Annotated in this window: 17 protein-coding genes and 2 tRNA genes; 5 read left to right on the plus strand and 14 right to left on the minus strand. The window is 63.5% G+C overall.

Annotated features, from left to right (window positions below; genetic code table 11):
* Positions 1-3 precede the first annotated feature (3 nt).
* A complete protein-coding gene (locus E7681_RS01785; protein WP_136337542.1) occupies positions 4-1,182 on the minus strand; it encodes an aminotransferase class I/II-fold pyridoxal phosphate-dependent enzyme in 1,179 nt (392 codons plus the stop codon).
* Positions 1,183-1,306: 124 nt separating this feature from the next.
* Positions 1,307-2,641: an amidase gene (locus tag E7681_RS01790; protein WP_136337543.1), complete on the minus strand. Its 1,335-nt coding sequence runs from the start codon at positions 2,639-2,641 to the stop codon at positions 1,307-1,309.
* 85 nt (positions 2,642-2,726) lie between these two features.
* On the opposite strand from E7681_RS01790, the gene E7681_RS01795 reads away from it, so the two are divergent.
* Positions 2,727-3,944, plus strand: coding sequence for an FAD-dependent monooxygenase (locus E7681_RS01795; RefSeq protein ID WP_136337544.1), 1,218 nt, complete (start codon positions 2,727-2,729; stop codon positions 3,942-3,944).
* Between the two features lie 211 nt (positions 3,945-4,155).
* Here E7681_RS01795 and E7681_RS01800 read toward each other — a convergent pair whose 3' ends face one another.
* The 3 genes from E7681_RS01800 to petA are packed head-to-tail and all read right to left on the minus strand — an operon-like array spanning position 4,156 to position 6,849.
* Positions 4,156-4,947 (minus strand): cytochrome c1, encoded by a 792-nt coding sequence (locus E7681_RS01800; RefSeq protein WP_136337545.1) that lies wholly within the window; start codon positions 4,945-4,947, stop codon positions 4,156-4,158.
* A 15-nt stretch (positions 4,948-4,962) separates the two neighbouring features.
* Positions 4,963-6,276, minus strand: coding sequence for a cytochrome b (gene petB / locus E7681_RS01805; RefSeq protein ID WP_136337546.1), 1,314 nt, complete (start codon positions 6,274-6,276; stop codon positions 4,963-4,965).
* A 12-nt stretch (positions 6,277-6,288) separates the two neighbouring features.
* Entirely contained in the window at positions 6,289-6,849 is a 561-nt protein-coding gene (petA, locus tag E7681_RS01810) for a ubiquinol-cytochrome c reductase iron-sulfur subunit (RefSeq protein ID WP_136337547.1), read from the minus strand.
* 229 nt (positions 6,850-7,078) lie between these two features.
* Between petA and E7681_RS01815 the strand changes: the two genes are divergently transcribed.
* A complete protein-coding gene (locus E7681_RS01815; RefSeq protein ID WP_136337548.1) occupies positions 7,079-7,738 on the plus strand; it encodes an outer membrane protein in 660 nt (219 codons plus the stop codon).
* A gap of 66 nt (positions 7,739-7,804) precedes the next feature.
* Here E7681_RS01815 and E7681_RS01820 read toward each other — a convergent pair whose 3' ends face one another.
* The 4 genes from E7681_RS01820 to dapF are packed head-to-tail and all read right to left on the minus strand — an operon-like array spanning position 7,805 to position 11,198.
* Positions 7,805-8,407, minus strand: a complete 603-nt coding sequence (locus tag E7681_RS01820) for a glutathione S-transferase (protein WP_136337549.1) — start codon at positions 8,405-8,407, stop codon at positions 7,805-7,807.
* Between the two features lie 57 nt (positions 8,408-8,464).
* Positions 8,465-9,088, minus strand: a complete 624-nt coding sequence (locus E7681_RS01825; protein WP_136337550.1) for an FMN-binding negative transcriptional regulator — start codon at positions 9,086-9,088, stop codon at positions 8,465-8,467.
* 26 nt (positions 9,089-9,114) lie between these two features.
* A complete protein-coding gene (gene mtaB, locus E7681_RS01830) occupies positions 9,115-10,371 on the minus strand; it encodes a tRNA (N(6)-L-threonylcarbamoyladenosine(37)-C(2))-methylthiotransferase MtaB (RefSeq protein WP_136337551.1) in 1,257 nt (418 codons plus the stop codon).
* Positions 10,362-11,198 (minus strand): diaminopimelate epimerase, encoded by an 837-nt coding sequence (dapF, locus tag E7681_RS01835; protein ID WP_136337552.1) that lies wholly within the window; start codon positions 11,196-11,198, stop codon positions 10,362-10,364. The genes mtaB and dapF overlap by 10 nt, the downstream gene beginning before the upstream one ends.
* Positions 11,199-11,360: 162 nt before the next feature.
* Here dapF and E7681_RS01840 point away from each other — a divergent pair.
* Positions 11,361-11,436 (plus strand) — tRNA-Lys (locus E7681_RS01840).
* Between the two features lie 205 nt (positions 11,437-11,641).
* On the opposite strand, the gene E7681_RS01845 is transcribed toward E7681_RS01840, so the two are convergent.
* A tRNA-Pro gene (locus E7681_RS01845) sits at positions 11,642-11,718 on the minus strand.
* 119 nt (positions 11,719-11,837) lie between these two features.
* Here E7681_RS01845 and E7681_RS01850 point away from each other — a divergent pair.
* Positions 11,838-13,439 (plus strand): Na/Pi cotransporter family protein, encoded by a 1,602-nt coding sequence (locus E7681_RS01850; protein ID WP_136337553.1) that lies wholly within the window; start codon positions 11,838-11,840, stop codon positions 13,437-13,439.
* On the opposite strand, the gene leuB is transcribed toward E7681_RS01850, so the two are convergent.
* Positions 13,440-14,546, minus strand: coding sequence for a 3-isopropylmalate dehydrogenase (leuB, locus tag E7681_RS01855; RefSeq protein WP_136337554.1), 1,107 nt, complete (start codon positions 14,544-14,546; stop codon positions 13,440-13,442).
* A gap of 58 nt (positions 14,547-14,604) precedes the next feature.
* Positions 14,605-15,498: a LysR family transcriptional regulator gene (locus tag E7681_RS01860; protein WP_136337555.1), complete on the minus strand. Its 894-nt coding sequence runs from the start codon at positions 15,496-15,498 to the stop codon at positions 14,605-14,607.
* 94 nt (positions 15,499-15,592) lie between these two features.
* Here E7681_RS01860 and E7681_RS01865 point away from each other — a divergent pair, with 94 nt between their 5' ends.
* Positions 15,593-16,459, plus strand: coding sequence for a Rossmann-fold NAD(P)-binding domain-containing protein (locus tag E7681_RS01865; protein WP_136337556.1), 867 nt, complete (start codon positions 15,593-15,595; stop codon positions 16,457-16,459).
* On the opposite strand, the gene E7681_RS01870 is transcribed toward E7681_RS01865, so the two are convergent.
* Both E7681_RS01870 and E7681_RS01875 read right to left on the minus strand, forming a co-directional pair.
* Positions 16,456-17,382, minus strand: a complete 927-nt coding sequence (locus tag E7681_RS01870) for an endonuclease/exonuclease/phosphatase family protein (protein WP_168733123.1) — start codon at positions 17,380-17,382, stop codon at positions 16,456-16,458. The genes E7681_RS01865 and E7681_RS01870 overlap by 4 nt on opposite strands.
* A 23-nt stretch (positions 17,383-17,405) precedes the next feature.
* On the minus strand, positions 17,406-18,242 hold the full coding sequence (locus tag E7681_RS01875) for a hypothetical protein (protein ID WP_136337558.1): 837 nt from the start codon (positions 18,240-18,242) through the stop codon (positions 17,406-17,408).
* Positions 18,243-18,376 lie beyond the last annotated feature (134 nt).

Raw genomic sequence — 18,376 nt, forward strand, 5'->3', positions numbered from 1 at the left:
CCGTTATCTGTAGATGCAGTCGCGCAGGCGGATCAGGCCTTCGCGCAGCTCTTCTTTTGGGGCCACCATGGCGACCCGGATATATCCTTTGCCGGGGTTATCCCCGTTCACGTCCTTGCTCAGATACGCGCCCGGCAGCACGCGCACGCCGGTCTCGCGCCATGCTTTCAGCGCGGCCTCTTCGCCGTCCTCGACCGGCAACCACAGGAAAAACCCAGCCTCGGGGCCCTTGTAGCCCTGGATGCTGGCGAACACCTCGTCGGCCACCGCGTATTTTTCGCCATACAGGCGGCGGTTCTCGATGACGTGCTCTTCGTCTTCCCACACCTTCTGCGAGACATGCTGAACCGGCAGCGGCAGCGGTGCCCCCGCATAGGCGCGCAACTGCTTGATCTGCTTCAGGCTTTCCGGCCCACCAGCCACAAACCCCGAGCGCAGCCCCGGCAGGTTCGACCGTTTCGACAGCGAGTGGAAAATCACCACCCGTTCGGGATGCGCGCCCAGCTCTTGCGCAACTTCCATCGCGCCGGGGGGCGGCGTGTCGCGGTAAATCTCGGAATAGCACTCATCCGCGAAAATCTGGAAATCGTGCTTTTCAGCCAGCCGGATCAGCTCGGCCCAATAGGCGCGATCCGCGACCGAGCCCTGCGGGTTCGCCGGGCTGCAAATATAGGCGGCGGCGACGCGGTCCAGCACTTCGGCGGGCAGCGCGGTGTAGTCGGGCAGATAGCCGTTTTCGCGCGTGGCGGCGATGAACATCGGTTCAGCCTGCACGGAAATCGCGCCGATCATGTAGACCTGATAGAACGGGTTCGGCATCAGCACGATCGGGCGCTGGCCATTCTTTTGCTCGGGGATCAGCGCCATCGCGGCGTTGTACAGCCCCTCGCGCGTGCCGTTCAGCGGCATGATCTGCGTCTCGGGGTCGACCTCAACGCCGTAACGGCGCTTCAGGAACCCGGCAATCGCGGCGCGCAGGGCCGGGGTGCCCTCGTTCGGCGGGTATTGCGCGAAGCCAGCCACGGATTCGACCACCAGATCGTGCACCCAGTCGGGGAAAGCGTGTTTCGGCTCGCCAATCGTCATGTGCATGACCGGCCCGCCGGGTTCGTGCGCGTCCAACAGGGCGCGCAGACGCGGAAACGCATAAGCCGGTAGGTTGGCAAACCGCTCGGGAAACATTCTGTACTGCCTCAGTCTGACGGGATCATTGGCGCCCCGTTTCGGATCAGAGTACCGAACGAGACGCCTTTCGTCCAGACAAAGCAGCGTAAGGCCTTACGTCTGTGGCGAATTTGATTCGCCCTCAGGCGCCGCGCAGCACCGGTTCAGCGGCCGCCGCGACGCGCAGCAGACGTTCCTCTTGCATCGGTTTGCCCATCAGGATGATCCCGCAAGACGGCACCCCCGTTGGCATCGACATCGCGCAGACGCCCATCAGGTTGCCCACACGGGTGTTCTGCAGCGCCAGCAGGTTCTCGGTGACGTAATAGTCGTCATCCGTCAGCAAACGCTCGGTCTTGGGCGGCAGAATCGGAGAGCTGGGGCACAGCACCGCATCAAACCGCGCCACACGCGCGTTCCAAGTGGCGCGGCACTCCTCCAGTTCCAGCCATGCTTGCACGTAGTCCGGGCCGCTGACCTTTGCGCCGCCACGGAAGCGTTCCAGAATGCGGGCGAACATCAGGCCGGGGTTGGCCTCGATCACATCGCGCCACTGGCCGTACGCTTCGGGCGCGAACAGCGGCCCCGCCAGATCCATCGCGCGGGCCACTTCGGGGGCGTCCAGCTCCTCTAGCACCGCGCCCGCGTCGATCAGCCGGTCCAGTGCGGTCTGATAGGCCTTCAGAGGCTCGAGTCGGATACCCTGCATCACAACGGTGTTCAGCACCGCAAAGCGTTTGCCCTTCAGCGTGGCCCCGGTCAGATCGGCGGGCTTGCCGCCTTCCAGCGCCGCCAGCATCAGCGCGGCATCCTCGGTCGTGCGGCACAGCGGGCCGATCGTGTCGAACTTCTGGCACAGTGGCACCACGCCGGTCAGCGGGATGCGCCCGGCGGTGGTTTTCAGCCCCACCAGATCGTTCCACGCCGACGGAATTCGCACCGACCCCCCGGTGTCCGAGCCGATCCCGCAGGCCGCCAGCCCAAACGCCACCGAAGTCGCCGCCCCCGAAGATGACCCCCCCGAGACCGCCTCATGATCATTCACGCAGGGCGAGGTTTCCGTCACCGGGTTCAGCCCCAGCCCGGAAAACGCCAGCTCGCTCATATGCGTCTTGCCCAGGCACACCAGCCCCAGCGCCGTCGCATTGCGCAGCACCCACGCGTCCGAGCTTGGCACCCGGTCCTTCAGCAGCGCGCTGCCCGCCTCGGTCGCCACACCGGCGCTGTCGAACAGGTCTTTCCAGCTGATCGGCACCCCGTCCAGCGGCGACAGGCGCAACCCGGCCTTGGCGCGCTCGGCGGCGGCCCCAGCCTCGGCCATCGCGCGATCCGCCGTCACGCGCGCATAGATGCGGTCGCGGAACGGATGCGCGTCGATCGCCTCCAGATAGGTGCGCGTCAGCGCCACCGGGTCAATCGCCCCGCTGCCGATCCCCCGCCCCAACTCGGCCGCACTTTGCCAAAGCCATTCACTCATGCCCATTGCTCCCCTAAGCATTTTCCCAGACGGTAGCGGCAGCACGGCGCATGGACAATCCCGCATTCCTCACCATATTTGCGACATGAGCACCACGTCCGATATCCTGATCGTTGGCGGCGGCCAGAACGGCCCCGCTTTGGCCTTGGCCCTGGCGCAGGCTGGCCTGCGTTCCACCGTGATCGACGCCCTGCCGCCCGGCCGCCAGACCGACGACAATTTCGACGGGCGCGGCTATGCGCTGGCGCTGGCCTCCAAACGCCTGCTGGCCGCGATTGGCGTCTGGCCTCGCGTCGCCCGCCAATCCCAGCCCATGCTGGAGATCAAGGTCACCGATGGCCGCGCCGGCGAGGGGCCGCTCTCGCCCTTCTTCCTGCATTTCGACCACGCCGAGATCGAAGAAGGCCTGATGGGCTTCATGCTCGAAGACCGCTTCCTGCGCCGCGCCCTGTCCGAGGCGATGGCCGAAAACCCCCTGATCACCGTGCTAGAGGGCGAAACCGTCACCGCCCAAACCGTGGATCAGACTGGCGTCACCCTAACGCTCGCCTCTGGCACCACCCTGCGCGGCCGCCTGCTGGTCGGCGCCGACGGCCGCCGCTCCGGCACCGCCGAGCGCGCTGGCATCAAGCGCACCGGCTGGGATTACGGCCAAACCGCACTGGTCTGCGCCATCGAGCACGACCTGCCCCACCACGGCATTGCCCACCAGTTCTTCATGCCGCCGGGCCCGCTGGCCATCCTGCCGCTGCCGGGCAACATGTCCTCGATCGTGTGGTCCGAAACCCACGAAAACGCCGCCCATATCCACGCCCTGTCCGACGAGGATTACATCCAGGTCCTGCGCCCCCGCTTCGGCGACTTCCTGGGCAACATCCGGCTGGTCGGCAAACGCTTCACCTACCCGCTGAACCTGACGCTGGCCAACAGCTTCACCGCCGAACGCCTCGCGCTGGTCGGCGATGCGGCCCACGGGATGCACCCTATCGCAGGCCAGGGCCTGAACGCCGGCTTGCGCGACGTAGCCGCGCTGGCCCACGTCATCACCCACGCCCAACGGCGCGGCGAGGATTACGCCTCCGAATTGGTGCTGGACCGCTACCGCGAATGGCGCCGCTTCGACACGGCCACACTCGCCGTGACCACGGACCTAACAAACAAACTCTTCTCGAACGACAACCCGTTCCTGCGTCTTGCCCGCAACATCGGCATGGGTGCGGTCAACGCCCTCCCCAGCCTGCGCCGCACCTTCATCCGCGAAGCCGCCGGACTGAACGGCGACCTCCCCGACCTGATGCGCTGACTTCACCCTCGGGATTTGAGTATTTTCGTCAGAAAGAAGCCAGCTTGCGGCGTCCTTTCCCGCCCGCGCGCGGTAAGGAGAAGGACGGCACCTTGGCTTCTTTCTGAACCAAATACTCCCGCCGGAGGCATCCGCGGTTCACACTTGCGCGGCCAATGAAAAAAGCCCCGCCGATCTGGCAGGGCTTTCTCTTTTTTAGATCCAGTCAGGCTCAGGCCTTCTTGGCGGCTTTCTTGACCGGCGCCCAGATGCGCTTGTTGGTCAGGTACAGCAGGACCGACAGGATGGTCAGCATCAGCACGGCGACGAAACCGGCGTGCTGGCGTGCCATCATTTTCGGCTCTGCGGCCCACATCAGGAAGGCTGCGAGATCTTCGGCCTCGTGGTGCAGCTCGTTCGAATGACCATCGGCGAATTCCACGTCCTCGCCCGACAGCGGCGGGGGCATGGCGATCCAGCCACCCGGGAAGGCGGTGTTGGCGTAGAAGGTGGTGCCCGCTTCCTCTTTCTCCTCGCCGGTGTAGCCGGTCAGGATCGAGACGATGTATTCGGGGCCACCGATGCCGTTGAACAGCTGGCTCATGCCCGAACCATAGGGTCCGTGGAAGCCAGCGCGGGCTTTGGCCATCAGCGACAGGTCAGGTGCCTTGGGGTCGCCACCGGCCGGGAACTTGTCCGCGGGGGTCCGGGGGCGGGTGTCGTCCAGCTCGGCATCGTAGATGTCGAACTGGGCGGCGTAGGCGCGAACCTGGTCTTCGGGCAGCTGCGGGCCGCCTTCGTCCGACAGGGTGCGGATCGGCACGAACTTCATGCCGTGGCACGCCGCGCAGACCTCGGTGTAGACCTGCAGGCCGCGTTGCAGCTGCATCTGGTCGAACTTACCGAAGGGCCCCTCGAACGAGAAGTCCACGTCGTGAATGTGGCCCGAAGCGCCCGCGGCCAGAGTGCTGCCGGCCGAAAGGGTCAGGGCGGCAACTGCGGTAATCGCAAGTTTCTTAAGCATAATCCCGTTCCTTACTTATTCGGCAGGCTTGCCATAGTGGTCGTTGAAGTCTTCCTCGATCGTGGCCGGCGCGGCGGTCGGCTTTTCGATCACACCCAGCAGCGGCAGGATGACCAGGAAGTACGCGAACCAGTAGGTGGCACCGATCAGCGAGATGGTCGAGTACGGCGGCTCGGCGGGCATTGCGCCGGCCCACATCAGGACCATGAAGTCGACGGCCAGCAGCCAGAACCACCACTTGAACATCGGACGGTAACGGCCTGAACGCACGCGCGAGGTATCCAGCCAGGGCGCCAGAGCCATCACGGCGATTGCGCCGAACATGGCCAGCACGCCGAAGAACTTGGCGTCGACGATGCCGCCGGTGATCCAGCTGGCGAACATCACAACCCAGACGTCACCGGTAAAGGCGCGCAGGATTGCGTAGAACGGCAGGAAGTACCATTCCGGAACGATGTGTGCGGGGGTCGCCAGCGGGTTTGCCTCGATGTAGTTGTCGGGGTGACCCAGGTAGTTCGGCATGAAGCCGACCACGGCGAAGAACACCAGCAGCACGACGGCCAGCGCGAACACGTCCTTGATGACGAAGTACGGCCAGAACGGAACGGTGTCTTTCTTGGCTTCTTCTTTCGAGCCGCGACGCACGTCGACACCTGCCGGGTTGTTGTTGCCGGTGGTGTGGAAGGCCCAGATGTGGACGGCGACCAGCGCAGCAATCACGAAGGGCAGCAGGTAGTGCAGCGAGAAGAAGCGGTTCAGCGTGGCGTTGTCCACGGCCGGTCCGCCCAGCAGCCAGGTCTGGATCGGCTCACCGATGAACGGAATTGCGCCGAACAGGCCGGTGATCACGGTCGCGCCCCAGAAGGACATCTGACCCCAGGGCAGAACGTAGCCCATGAAGGCGGTGCCCATCATGCACAGGTAGATCAGCATACCGATGATCCAGGTGATCTCGCGCGGGGCTTTGTACGACCCGTAGTACAGACCACGGAAGATGTGCAGGTAGACGGCAACGAAGAACAGCGAAGCGCCGTTTGCGTGCAGGTAACGCAGCATGTGGCCGCCGTTCACGTCGCGCATGATGTGCTCGACCGAGGCGAATGCCAGCGAAACGTGCGGGGTGTAGTGCATCACCAGAACGATGCCGGTGACGATTTGCAGCGCCAGGCAGAAGGTCAGGATGATGCCCCAGATCCACATCCAGTTCAGGTTCTTCGGAGTGGGGATCATGATGGTGTCATAGAGAAGGCCCACGATGGGCAGGCGCGAATGCAGCCACTTCTCAGCGCCCGTTTTGGGCTCGTAATGATCGTGCGGAATGCCGGACATGAATGCGTTTCCTTATCCCAGTTTGATCGTGGTTTCGTCTTCGAACGCAGCGACAGGGACGTCGAGGTTCCGCGGTGCCGGGCCTTTGCGGATACGGCCAGCCGTATCGTAGTGCGAACCGTGGCAGGGGCAGAACCAGCCGCCAAAGTCGCCTGCAGCGTTGCCGATCGGCACGCAACCCAGGTGAGTACACACGCCGATCATCACCAGCCATTCGCCAGCTTCGTCCAGGGTGCGGTTTTCGTCCGATGCATCAGCGCCGGGCTTGTTCTTGTTTTCGGCGTTGCCGTCGATCAGTTCAGAAACCTGAACTGCGCGGCCAGCGGCGATCTCATCCTCGGTCCGCCGACGAATGAAGACCGGCTTACCCAGCCATTTCACGGTCAGCTGCGTGCCGACCTCGACGCCGGAAACGTCAACGCGGATCGAGGACAGAGCCTGCACATCTGCGGAGGGGTTCATCTGATTGACAAGCGGCCAGACGGCGGCACCGGTCGCCACGGCACCTGCACCGGCGGTGGCGTAGTACAGGAAATCCCTGCGGGTGCCTTCGTGATCTTCTGCGTGGGACACGAGGTTTTCTCCATTCTTCGGCCGAAACCGGCCTATACGATGTGGGGCCACGGGTTGCGCAGCCTTTCCGTGGCGCTATTTAGCCGGGGTTTTCCGTTCAGTCCAGCAGACAATGCCCCTCAAGGGTTGCTGAATCGCAACAGGTGCGTAAGTGTCGCGCTTGAGGGTTCCCGCAGACGGACGTATTCTGCTTTTTGAACCTGTTACATTAACCAAATGGAATACTTCCATGACTCGCTCCCTGATTGCGGCCGCTGTTCTGGCCATCTCCAGCGCCGCTGCCGCGCAAGCCGAAACCGAAATCAGCTTTTACGGCGGCTGGCAGACCTCGCCGCATTCGATTCTGACGGGCACCCTGCCTGCCGGCGTCACCTTCCCCGGGCCCGTGCGCAAGCGCATCGGCTGGGACGGCAAGTCGTTCACCATGCCCCCCTACTACGGTGGCCGCGTGACCTTCTGGAATGCGGGCAACACCGGCTGGGGCTTCGAGCTGAGCCACGATAAAGCCTATGCAGGCGCCGATATGGCCCCCGAATTCACCCGTCTGGAGTTCACGGACGGTCACAACATCATTACCGTGAACTACTCCAAGCGTTGGCCGAACAAGTGGAAGACCTTCACGCCCTACCTGTCGGCAGGTCTTGGCGTTGCGCTGCCGCACGTCGATGTCACCCCCACCGGTGGCACCCGTACCTACGGCTACCAGATGACCGGCCCGGCCATGCGCCTGACCGCCGGTGCCAGCTACGCGCTGAACGACCACTGGAAACTGTTCACCGAGTATCAGTTCACCGCCTCGGACAACGATGTCAGCCTGGATGGCGGCGGCGATCTGCACACCCGCCTGATCACCAACGCCATCAACTTCGGCGTCAGCTACGGCTTCTGATTCGCCTGCCGGATCGCAAAAGGGCCCGCCAACCGGCGGGCCCTTTCGTTTGAGTACCAGCGCCTATTATTGCGGCATCGTCGCCTTCATGCTGTCGCGTTCCGAGAACACGGCATACCAATCGTCCAGCGCACCGCGCCCATCGCGCCAGTTGCGCGCGCCGTGACGGAAGTCCAGATAGCCCAGCGCACAGGCCACGGCGATCTGCCCCATGTTCAGCGGGCCGTTCAGCATGCCCATCCAGCGTTCGTTCAGCGCGTCCAGCGCGCCGGTGACCTTGGACCACTGCCCCTCGACCCAATCGTCGAAAATCAGGTGGTTCGGACGCAGGCGCCCCTCGTAGACCATCAGCACGGCGGCATCCATGATCCCGTCGGCGGTGGCCTCCAGCGTCAGCACCTCCCACAGCTCGTCTTCCGGGTACAGGCCGGCGTCCATCTTGTCGTCCAGATAGCGGCAGATCACCCGGCTGTCGTAGATCGCCGGCCCATCAGGGCGGATCAGCGCGGGGATCTTGCCCACCGGATTCGCCGCGCGCACCTCGGCCGCCGTGGCCAGGGGCGACGTTGCAACGCTGATAAGATCGACCTGGTCGGCGATTCCCGCTTCGTGCGTCAGCACGCGGACCTTGCGCACAAAGGGCGAGGCCGAGGCATAGATCAGTTTCATGGATGTTCCCTCCAAAGCTCCGATCAGCAGAGTAGGATCACCGCTTGCGCCTGTCCATCACTCCGACGCAGGCGGATCGCGCATCAACGCCGCCAGCGCCGCGACCTCTGATCCCAGCCCATGCGACTCGACCCCGTCAGCGGCCGCCAGACGCACCGCATCGGCCTTGTTCTGGTTCAGCTTCCACGTCCCCTGAACATCGGTGATCTGCATCGCGCACGGCACGATTTGCCGCATCAGGCGCTGCAACGGCTCTTCGGCGACCTTGGACATCTTCCAGATCGGTTTCGGCAGCAGCGCCGCTTCGAACCGGTCGGACAGCCGGTCCAGCACGCCGTGCAGTTCTTCCTGAGGCAACAGCTGCACCGGGCCGGACAGATGCACAGCCACGTAGTTCCACGTTGGCACCTGATCCTCGACCCCATACCAGTCCGGAGAGACGTACGATTCGGGGCCTAAAACTGACAATTTCCCGGGTAAAGGATTTCCAGCCAACCGAGCGATGGGGTTACTTCTGACCAGATGAAACACCGCCCGGTCGCCCTCGATCAGGAACGGGATATGCGACAGCAGGGGCATCCCGCCCTCGCCCGCAACGGCCAAGGTGCCAAAGCCACGCTCGGCTGCGTAGACCAGATTCCTGTCCTGGTGTACGTATCGATAGGCGGGGTTCGGGTGCATGTCGGTATCCTGCTGTTTGGGGCAGGTTAGGCCAGCAAATGGTCCCCGTCACGTCCGGAAATCACCACCTCGATGATCTCACCCTCGGGCTGATCGCTGGTGAAATGCACCTCGGTGAACTGCTCGGTCCGACCCATGCGCGGCCCCTCGATCAAGACCTTGTGGGTCTTGCCGATCTGCGCCCCCAGATGCAGATCAACCCGGCGATCCCCGGCGGCGCGCAGCAGGGCGGCGCGCTCCTTGATCTTGCGCCCGTTCACCTGCGGCATCCGCGCGGCAGGCGTGCCGGGGCGGGGGCTGTAGGGGAAGACGTGCAGCCAGGTCAGGTTGCACTCGTCCACCAGCTTCAGCGAGTTTTCGAAATGCGCGTCCGTCTCGGTCGGGAAACCCGCGATGATATCCGCGCCAAAGGTCATGTCGGGGCGCAGTTTCAGCGCCTCTTCGCAGAATCGAATCGCGTCGTCGCGCAGGTGGCGGCGCTTCATCCGCTTCAGGATCAGGTCGTCGCCATGCTGCAAGGACAGGTGCAGGTGCGGCATCAGGCGCGACTCGGTGGCAATCGCCTGCATCAGGTTTTCGTCTACCTCTATGGAATCAATAGAGGAAATCCGTAGGCGAGGCAGATCCGGCACCAGTTTCAGGATGCGCATCACCAGGTCGCCCAGCTTCGGCTCACCCGGCAGGTCGGCACCCCAGCTGGTCAGATCGACGCCGGTCAGCACGACCTCGTTGAAATTTTTTTCGACCAGCCGTTTGATTTGCTCCACCACCACCCCGGCAGGCACCGAGCGCGAGTTGCCCCGGCCATAAGGAATGATGCAGAACGTGCAGCGGTGATCGCATCCGTTCTGGACCTGCACATAGGCACGGTGGCGGCCGAATCCGTCGATCAGATGGCCAGCGGTCTCGGTGACCGACATGATGTCATCCACCTGAATACGCTCGGTTTTTCCGATGAAGTCGGGGCCCATCGCGGCCCAGGTTTCGGGCTGCATCTTTTCAGTATTGCCCAGCACGACGTCGACCTCGTCCATACTGGCAAAGGTCTCAGGCTCGGTCTGGGCGGCGCATCCGGTGACGATGATCTTGGCGTCCGGATGGTCGCGCCGCAGCTTGCGGATTTCCTGCCGGGCCTTGCGCACGGCCTCGGATGTGACGGCGCAGGTGTTCACAATCACGGCACCGTTAACCCCTGCGGCCTCGGCCAATTCCTTCATGGCCTCGGTCTCATAGGCGTTCAAACGGCAGCCAAGAGTGGAAAAAACGGGTGGTTTCAAGGACATACGCGTGCCAAAAATTCCGGGGTCAGGGTGGCGGTAAAAACGTGCTCGGTCCCGCCGGTCATCCAGACCCCGTCCTCGCGCCACTCCACCCACAAAGTTCCGCCGTCCAAATCGATCCGCACCTTGCGCCCGGTCAGCCCCCGACGCGCAGCAGCAACGGCGGTCGCGCAGGACGACGACCCCGAGGCCAGCGTCACCCCCACGCCCCGCTCCCACACCCGCATCCGCAGGTGATCCGGGCCGATCAGGCTGGCGAATTGCACATTGGTGCGCTGCGGGTACAGCGGGTGATGCTCGATCTCGGCGCCGCGTTTTTCCAGGTCCACCGCCTCGGCATCCTCCACGAAAAAGGTGCAATGCGGGTTGCCCATGCCGGTGGCCGTGGGCGCACCCTCGATCGGCAGTTCAAGCGTATCCATTTGATGCGACAGCGGAATTTCGTGCCATTCCAGCTGCGGCTGCCCCATATTGACCGAGGTCAGCCCGTTCCCCGCCTCAACTGCATACAGGTCGCCGCGATCCGTGGTTAGGTGCAGACGGTCTTTGCCCGTCTCCTCCATCAGGTAGCGCGCGATGCAGCGTGTGGCGTTCCCGCAGGCCGCCGAAGTCGATCCATCCGCGTTGTAGAACACAAGATGCGCATCACCCGCGCCCTGCTCGATCACGGCCAGCTGGTCATAACCCACGCCCTTGTGCCGGTCGGCAATTGCCACGACCAACGCGGGCGGCAACGGCACCGGATGCGCGCGCGCGTCGACAACGACGAAATCGTTACCGAGGCCGTGCATCTTCATAAATGGCAGAGGGGAGTGCGCAGTGTTTTCCATCGCGCGGATATACGCCCGATCCTTGCGCTTTTCCAGCCTTTGCCTCGCCGAAATCGGCGGCCGCCCAGAGCCGCGAAACCAAGTCTTTTGAAAAACTTTCAAAAACCCCGCTTTTCGGGGTTGACCCTGTCACCGTCTATTTCTAGAAGCTGCCTCCACAGTGGGCCGTTAGCTCAGTTGGTAGAGCAACTGACTTTTAATCAGTGGGTCGCAGGTTCGAATCCTGCACGGCTCACCACTTTCACCAGACAGCAAAGTTTAGCGAAAGTGGTGCCCCACCCGGGCGGGTGGGAACTTCCCTGTTACATTTATATTGTTGTCAAAACGGGACATCGTCGGAGCAGACCAGATGCCTGCCCGTCAACTGCTGCTGACTGCCGCTCCGACTTTTGCAATCAAGAGAATCCGGAAAAAACAAAGGCGCCCGAAGGCGCCTTGTTTCATGGTCGGAGTGAGAGGATTCGAACCTCCGGCCCCTGCCTCCCGAAGACAGTGCTCTACCAGGCTGAGCTACACTCCGACTGTGAGGCCGTCGATTATACGGCAGCGATCGGATTTGCAAGGGGATAAATCCGAAATCACGGGGATTCAGGGTGCTTGTTTCCTCGGATTGAAAGGGCCATGATTCTCAAGGGAAAAATGGCAAACTCTACGGACCTTCTGGCCGCCTTGGGTGGCATTGGCATGTTCCTGTTGGGCATGGAGACGATGACAGCCGCCTTGCGCGCGCTGGCCGGGGGACAATTACGGCAACTGCTGGCGCGGGTGACGACGTCGCCGCTGCGTGGTGTACTGACCGGGGCCGGGGTTACGGCGGTCATCCAGTCCTCCAGCGCGACGACGGTGATGACCGTGGGGTTCGTCGGAGCGGGCCTGCTAACGCTGCACCAAGCCATCGGGATTCTGCTGGGCGCCAATATCGGCACGACCGCCACGGGCTGGCTGGTGACGCTGCTGGGCTTCAAACTGGCCCTTGGAACGGTGGCGATGGCGACGCTGCTGCCATCGGCGCTGGCGATGCTGCTGGGCCACGGCACAGTCGAGCGGATCGGGCGGCTGCTGGCGGGCCTCAGCCTGCTGCTGATCGGGCTGGAGATGATGCAGAAAGGCGTCGGCGACACCACCGGCCTGCTGACGCCCGACATGATCCCTGGCGATGGTGTGTGGGGCAGCTTGCTGCTGGTCATGGTGGGGCTGGTGGTCACTGTTGTAATCCAGTCCTCCAGCGCGGCGGTGGCGCTGGCGCTGGTCCTGCTGGGGTCTGGTGCCATTTCGGTGATGCAGGCGGCGATGATGGTCGTGGGCATGAATGTAGGGACCACGTTCACCGCCATTCTGGCCTCGCTTGGCGGGTCGCGGGTGATGCGGCAGGCGGCAGTCGCGAACCTTACCTTCAACCTTGTCACGGCGGCGCTGGCGCTGCCTATTCTGTGGCTCGGGCATGGCGCGCTGGAATGGATCGCCGAGACGGCGGATTCGCTGACCGCGCTCCTGGTGTTCCACACGGGCTTCAACGTCGTTGGCACGGTGCTGTTTCTGCCCTTCACACAACAATTGGTCGATTTGGTGCGCCGCTGGGTGCCCGATGACAAGGATGAGGCCCGGATACGCCTTGATCCCACGCTGCTGCGCGACAGTGACACCGCGTTGATGGCCGCGCATGCCGCGACCCGGCAGCTGGCTGGCCAGCTGTTCCGCTCAATAGCCGCTGCGATGTCTTCCACGCCGGACTATCGCGCCCTGTCCACGCTGGGCCAGACCTTGCCCCCCGCGCTGGACGAGCTGAGCGAATACCTAGCCAAGATCGGGGCCGCACGGGATCATGACCCGGTCGCGTATTCGGCCTTGCTGCACCAGACGGATCACCTGATGCGACTGGCAGCGCGGGCACAGCAGACGTCGAACATGCCGGTGCTATCCGAGGACAAGGCATTGCGCCGCCCCTCGCTGCTGCTGGCAAAGTCGCTGGAGCGCGCCGCACTGGATGGCCTTGCATCGCTGGACATCAACCGGTTGCTACGGATTGAAACGCTGTTGGCAAAACGCGCGGCAAAGCACCGGCGCGGGATGCTGCTGGGCGAACATGCGGGTCTGTACGGGGTGCGGGATGTGTTCCAGCACACGGATGCGATGCGATGGCTGCAACGGGTGCTGCATCATGTGCAGCGGATCGGCGAGTATGACCGGGCCGCCGACCCGGTGAAACGGGACCGGGCCACACAGCCCGATCCCGCCGCTTGATTACAGGCTGGCGTCCAGCGCGGCCACGATCGCGTCACCCATCTGCGCGGTGCTGATCGGGCTTCCGCCTTCCGGGCCCAGCAGGTCGCCGGTGCGGGCACCATCGGCCAGCACTTTTTCAATGGCGGCTTCCAGGCGGGTTGCCTCGTCGCCCATGTCGAACGAGTAGCGCAGCGCCATTGCGAACGACAGGATGCAGGCGATCGGGTTGGCCTTGCCCTGACCCGCGATGTCGGGGGCCGAACCGTGCACCGGCTCGTACATGGCTTTCGGACGGCCATTGGCCATCGGTGCGCCCAAGGACGCCGACGGCAGCATGCCCAGCGAACCGGTCAGCATTGCAGCGGCATCCGACAGCAGGTCGCCGAACAGGTTGTCGGTGACGATCACGTCAAACTGCTTGGGCCAGCGGCACAGCTGCATCGCGCCAGCGTCGGCATACATGTGCGACAGCTGCACGTCGGGGTATTCGGTGTCGTGCACGCGCTGGACGACTTCGCGCCACAGGATGCCCGATTCCATCACGTTGGCCTTCTCCATCGAGCAGACCTTGTTGTTGCGGCGGCGGGCCAGCTCGAACGCCGAACGCGCGACGCGCTCGATTTCCGACTCGGTGTAGCGCTGGGTGTTGATGCCGACGCGCTCGTTGCCTTCCTTGAAGATGCCGCGCGGCTCGCCGAAGTAGATGCCCGAGGTCAGCTCGCGCACGATCATGATGTCCAGACCGGCGACCACGTCTTTTTTCAGCGACGAGAAATCGGCCAGCGCGTCAAAGCACTGCGCGGGGCGCAGGTTGGCGTACAGGTCCATTTCCTTGCGCAGGCGCAGCAGGCCGCGCTCGGGCTTCACGCTGAAATCCAGGTTGTCGTATTGCGGGCCACCCACGGCGCCCAGCAGAACCGCGTCAACCGACTGCGCCAGCTCCATCGTCTCGTCCGTCAGGGGGGTGCCGTGCACGTCGTAGCTGCAGCCACCGACCAAGCCCTCGGAGACGTCGAAATGCACGTCGCGCTTGTCGCCATACCAAGCGATGATCTTGCGCACTTCGGCCATGACTTCGGGGCCGATCCCGTCACCGGGCAGGATAAGAAGCGAGGGGTTGGTCATGATTGCGGTCCTTCGTGAGAAATCGTTGCGCACGGCCTATCTGTTGCGGGCCGTAGGGTCAAGAAACGAAGGGGGAAAGGCCCTTCTCAAGCGCCGTCCAGACCGCAGAAACCCGCGGCGTCCGGCGTGTCGCCGAAGGGGCAGCCAGCCAGACCGGCAAACCGGGGATCGGCACGCCCAGATCCAAGGCTTCGACGGTTGGGTCGCGTTCGATCAGCATCTTCTGGCCAAACCCGATTCCACAGCCCGCGCGGATCAGCTCCCAATACACCGGCTGGTCGTCGCAACGGGTCGCGAACCAGTCACGCGCAGCCTTGATCCCCAGTTCCTGCATACCCCGCAGGATCAGCTCCGAACGGTCGTAACCCACCATCGCATGTTGTCCCAGCTCGGCGATTGAGCGTGGCCGCCCGTGTCGCTCCAGATAGCTGCGGGCGGCACAAACTCCGATGGAGATGTCCCCCAAGTGGCGGGTCACGATATCCAACTGCTGCGGCCGATACATGCGTACGGCGATGTCGGCCTCGCGGAACAGCAGGTTTTCAGTGCTGTCATTGGCGACAAGTTCGATCTGGATTTGTGGATGCTCCTCGCGCAGTTCTGCAATGATCGGCGGCAGGATGTATTGCGAGACGATCTGGCTGGCCGTGATCCGGACCGTGCCCGACAGCTGCTGGTCCCGTCCCGCCATCGTCAGCGTGATCTCTTGCATGGCGGCGCGCATTTGCCGGGCGTGGGGCAGCACCGACTGCCCCGCTTCGGACAGCGCCAGCCCCCGCGCGTGACGCACGAACAGCTCGGCGCCCAGTTGCTCCTCTAACTGGCGGATCTGACGGCCCAGCGTCGGCTGGCTTTGCCCAAGCACCCGCGCAGCGGCGGACAGCGATCCGCTCTCGGCCACCGCGATAAATGCCTGCACCAAGGCCCAGTCGTTCAAGATTGGCTTGTCCATTCAATATTGAATACCATATGTCCGAATTTTCGCAATATTCATTCATTTTCACGACACCTATCCTTCCTGCAGACCCTCAAGACAGGAGTGCAAAATGGCTGAAAAAGCATTGATCCTCGGAGCCTCCGGCCGGTTTGGCCGCAACGTGGCGGACGCATTTCAGGCGGCAGGCTGGACCAGGCGTCGGTTCGATCGCCGCACCGACCGGCTAGAGGATGCCGCCCAAGGCGCGGACGTCATCGTTGCCGGATGGAACCCCAAATACCAGGACTGGGCCGCTCAAGTGCCGGGCCAGCAGGCGCAAATCCGGCGCGTCGCGCTTGCGAACGATGCCACCGTGATCTTTCCGGGCAACGTCTACGTCTTTGGCCCCGACTCGCCCATGCCCTGGGGGGCGAAGTCTCCGCATCTGGCGACAAACCCTCTGGGCATGATCCGCCGCAAGGCCGAAGATGCCTTGCGTGACGAGGGCGTGAAAACGATCGTGCTGCGGGCTGGCGACTTTCTGGACACTGAACCCTCGGGCAATTGGTTCGACATGATGATGGCCAAGACCCTGCCCAAAGGCCGCCTGACCTATCCCGGACGCACGGACGCCGTACATGCCTGGGCCTACCTGCCGGATCTGGCCCGTGCAGCTGTGGCGCTGGCACAAAAGCGTGACTCGCTGGCGCGTTTCGAGGACGTCGCCTTTCCCGGCTACACCCTGACCGGGACGCAAATGGCGCAGGCGCTTGCACCAGTCATGGAGCGGCCCGTCATGGCGCGGCAAATGTCGTGGTTGCCGCTGCATCTGGCGCGGCCGTTCATGCCGATGGCCAAGCATCTGTTCGAGATGCGCTATCTGTGGAACCTGCCGCATCAACTGTCGTCCGAGCGGTTCGATGCGCTGTTGCCCGACTTCCAGCACACCCCGCTGCAAGAGGCGCTGAGCCGTGCGACGGCTCATCTGCCGCGCTAGGGTTCAATATCGACCCAGACCAGCCGGTGTCGGCTGGCCTCGGGCGCAGGAGGTGCCAAACCGGCGTTCTGTTCGCCCAAAGAGCGGTCTGGCAGCACATAATCCACACGCATCAACCCCAGCCCCAATGCGCTCCAATCCACGGTCGGGTGCCCCGCCAACGGATCGGCAAGGCGCGGATGGGTCAGCAGCGCGTTGATCCCCTCCTTGCGGCCCTCACCGGCCTGCGGATCATTATTGGCGTCCCCCAGCACGACGACCGGCTCGGGGATGCTGTCCAGCAAATGCGCCCAAAACAGCAACTGATCGCGGTTGCGCAGACCATTGCGATCCTCGGGGCCGTCGAAAACCGGCGGGCAGGCGTGAAAGGCCAACAGATTCACCGGCCCGGACGGCGCGTCGACTCGCACCCGCCACGCCCCGACCGAGGCAAGCCTGAGGATCGACGCAGCCGCCCCCCATGCCTGGCTGATCGCATGTCGATCCGCCCATGCCTGATCGGCCCACAACAGCCCCGAGTAATCCTGCGCCTCGATCACCGGGAAACGGGACAGAAGCACCATGCCCCCCTGCCCCGCAAATCGGCCGAACCCCTGCGCGTCTGCGGCGCCATCGGTGTACCCGTCGCCATCCAGATCCAGACCCGTCGGAACGCCCGAGTTCGGAGGGAACGCAACGATGTGCGGCAGGAAATGACCGGCTGTCGAAATGCGGTCGCGCAGGGCTTTGACCGCCAACTGCTCGACGTCGTAGTCAACGCCTTGCAAAAGGATCACATCCGGCGCGGACTTTGCGATGACCTGCGCAACCGCAAGCACCTGTGCGTCCCCGCGCAACGCATCGCGCAGCAGCAGGCCGGGGCCTTCCCTTGTCAGCTCTGTGTTGAAGGTTGCGACCCGCAGCGGCTCGGCGAAGGCTGGCAACGCCAGCAGCGCGAGGACGGCGATCAGATAGTTTGCAATGCCTGGCCTTCGGCCTCGGCATAGGCGCGACGGCGTTTTTCTTCGATCATGTCCGCGACACGACCGATTGCGATCCCCCGCATGATCATCGAAGCCGGCACCAAAGCCCATGCTGTCATTGTCCAAATCAGCGTCTGCGAATGCGCCAGCGTGATCGGATCGACCAGGGTCGACATCAGCTTCACGATGACCGGGATCAAGAATGGCAGCACAAACCCTAACGCAATGTTAATGCGCGCGTCCCGATAGAGCCGCGGCAGCACATCGCCCATCGTCGGATCGAACATCGGCAGGTTGATCCAGACGTTGAACGCGCCGGTACGGGCAGGCCATCCCAGAAAGCGCACGGCGAACAGGAACAGGAACATCATCACCAGCGACGCGAAATAGGCCAGACCAGCGGCGATGCGGACATCGGCGATCAGCTCTTTCGGGGCGTTGATGGGCATCATCAGAACGACCAGGCGAACCGGGGAGTACGGGAAATCAATGGTATTGCCCAGCAGGCGACCGATCGAGGTCAGGCCTTGGCTAAGCTCGGTCGGATGAACCTTGCCGCGAGCGATCAGCGTCAGGACCACGACCAGCAGGAACACGGCCGCGAAGCGCAGGCGGTTGAACGGCGGGGCATAGCGGAACTCGACCACGCTGGGGAAATCGCTGTTGTATTCCAGAAAGGTCAGGATCGCGGCAACCAAGGTCAGGATCAGCACAAGCGCGGTCGAATCCGACAGCGTTCCCGGCAGGAACATGGATGGCAACGCCACCAGCAAAGCCACCAAAAACGCGCGAAACGCCGCGCCTGCAACACGTTCGATCACTGCCCGATCCCTTCAAACTGGCCGAGCGCGATACGATGCCGCGCCCTGTATCCAACTTGATCCCGCCGTTTGTGGCGGTATGCCTCATTATTGCCTAAATGTTGCCTTCTTTCATTTGTCCACTCAAGCGATAG

Origin of the sequence: Thalassobius vesicularis (genome assembly GCF_004799325.1) — a bacterium.
Classification (GTDB): Bacteria; Pseudomonadota; Alphaproteobacteria; order Rhodobacterales; family Rhodobacteraceae; genus Thalassobius; species Thalassobius vesicularis.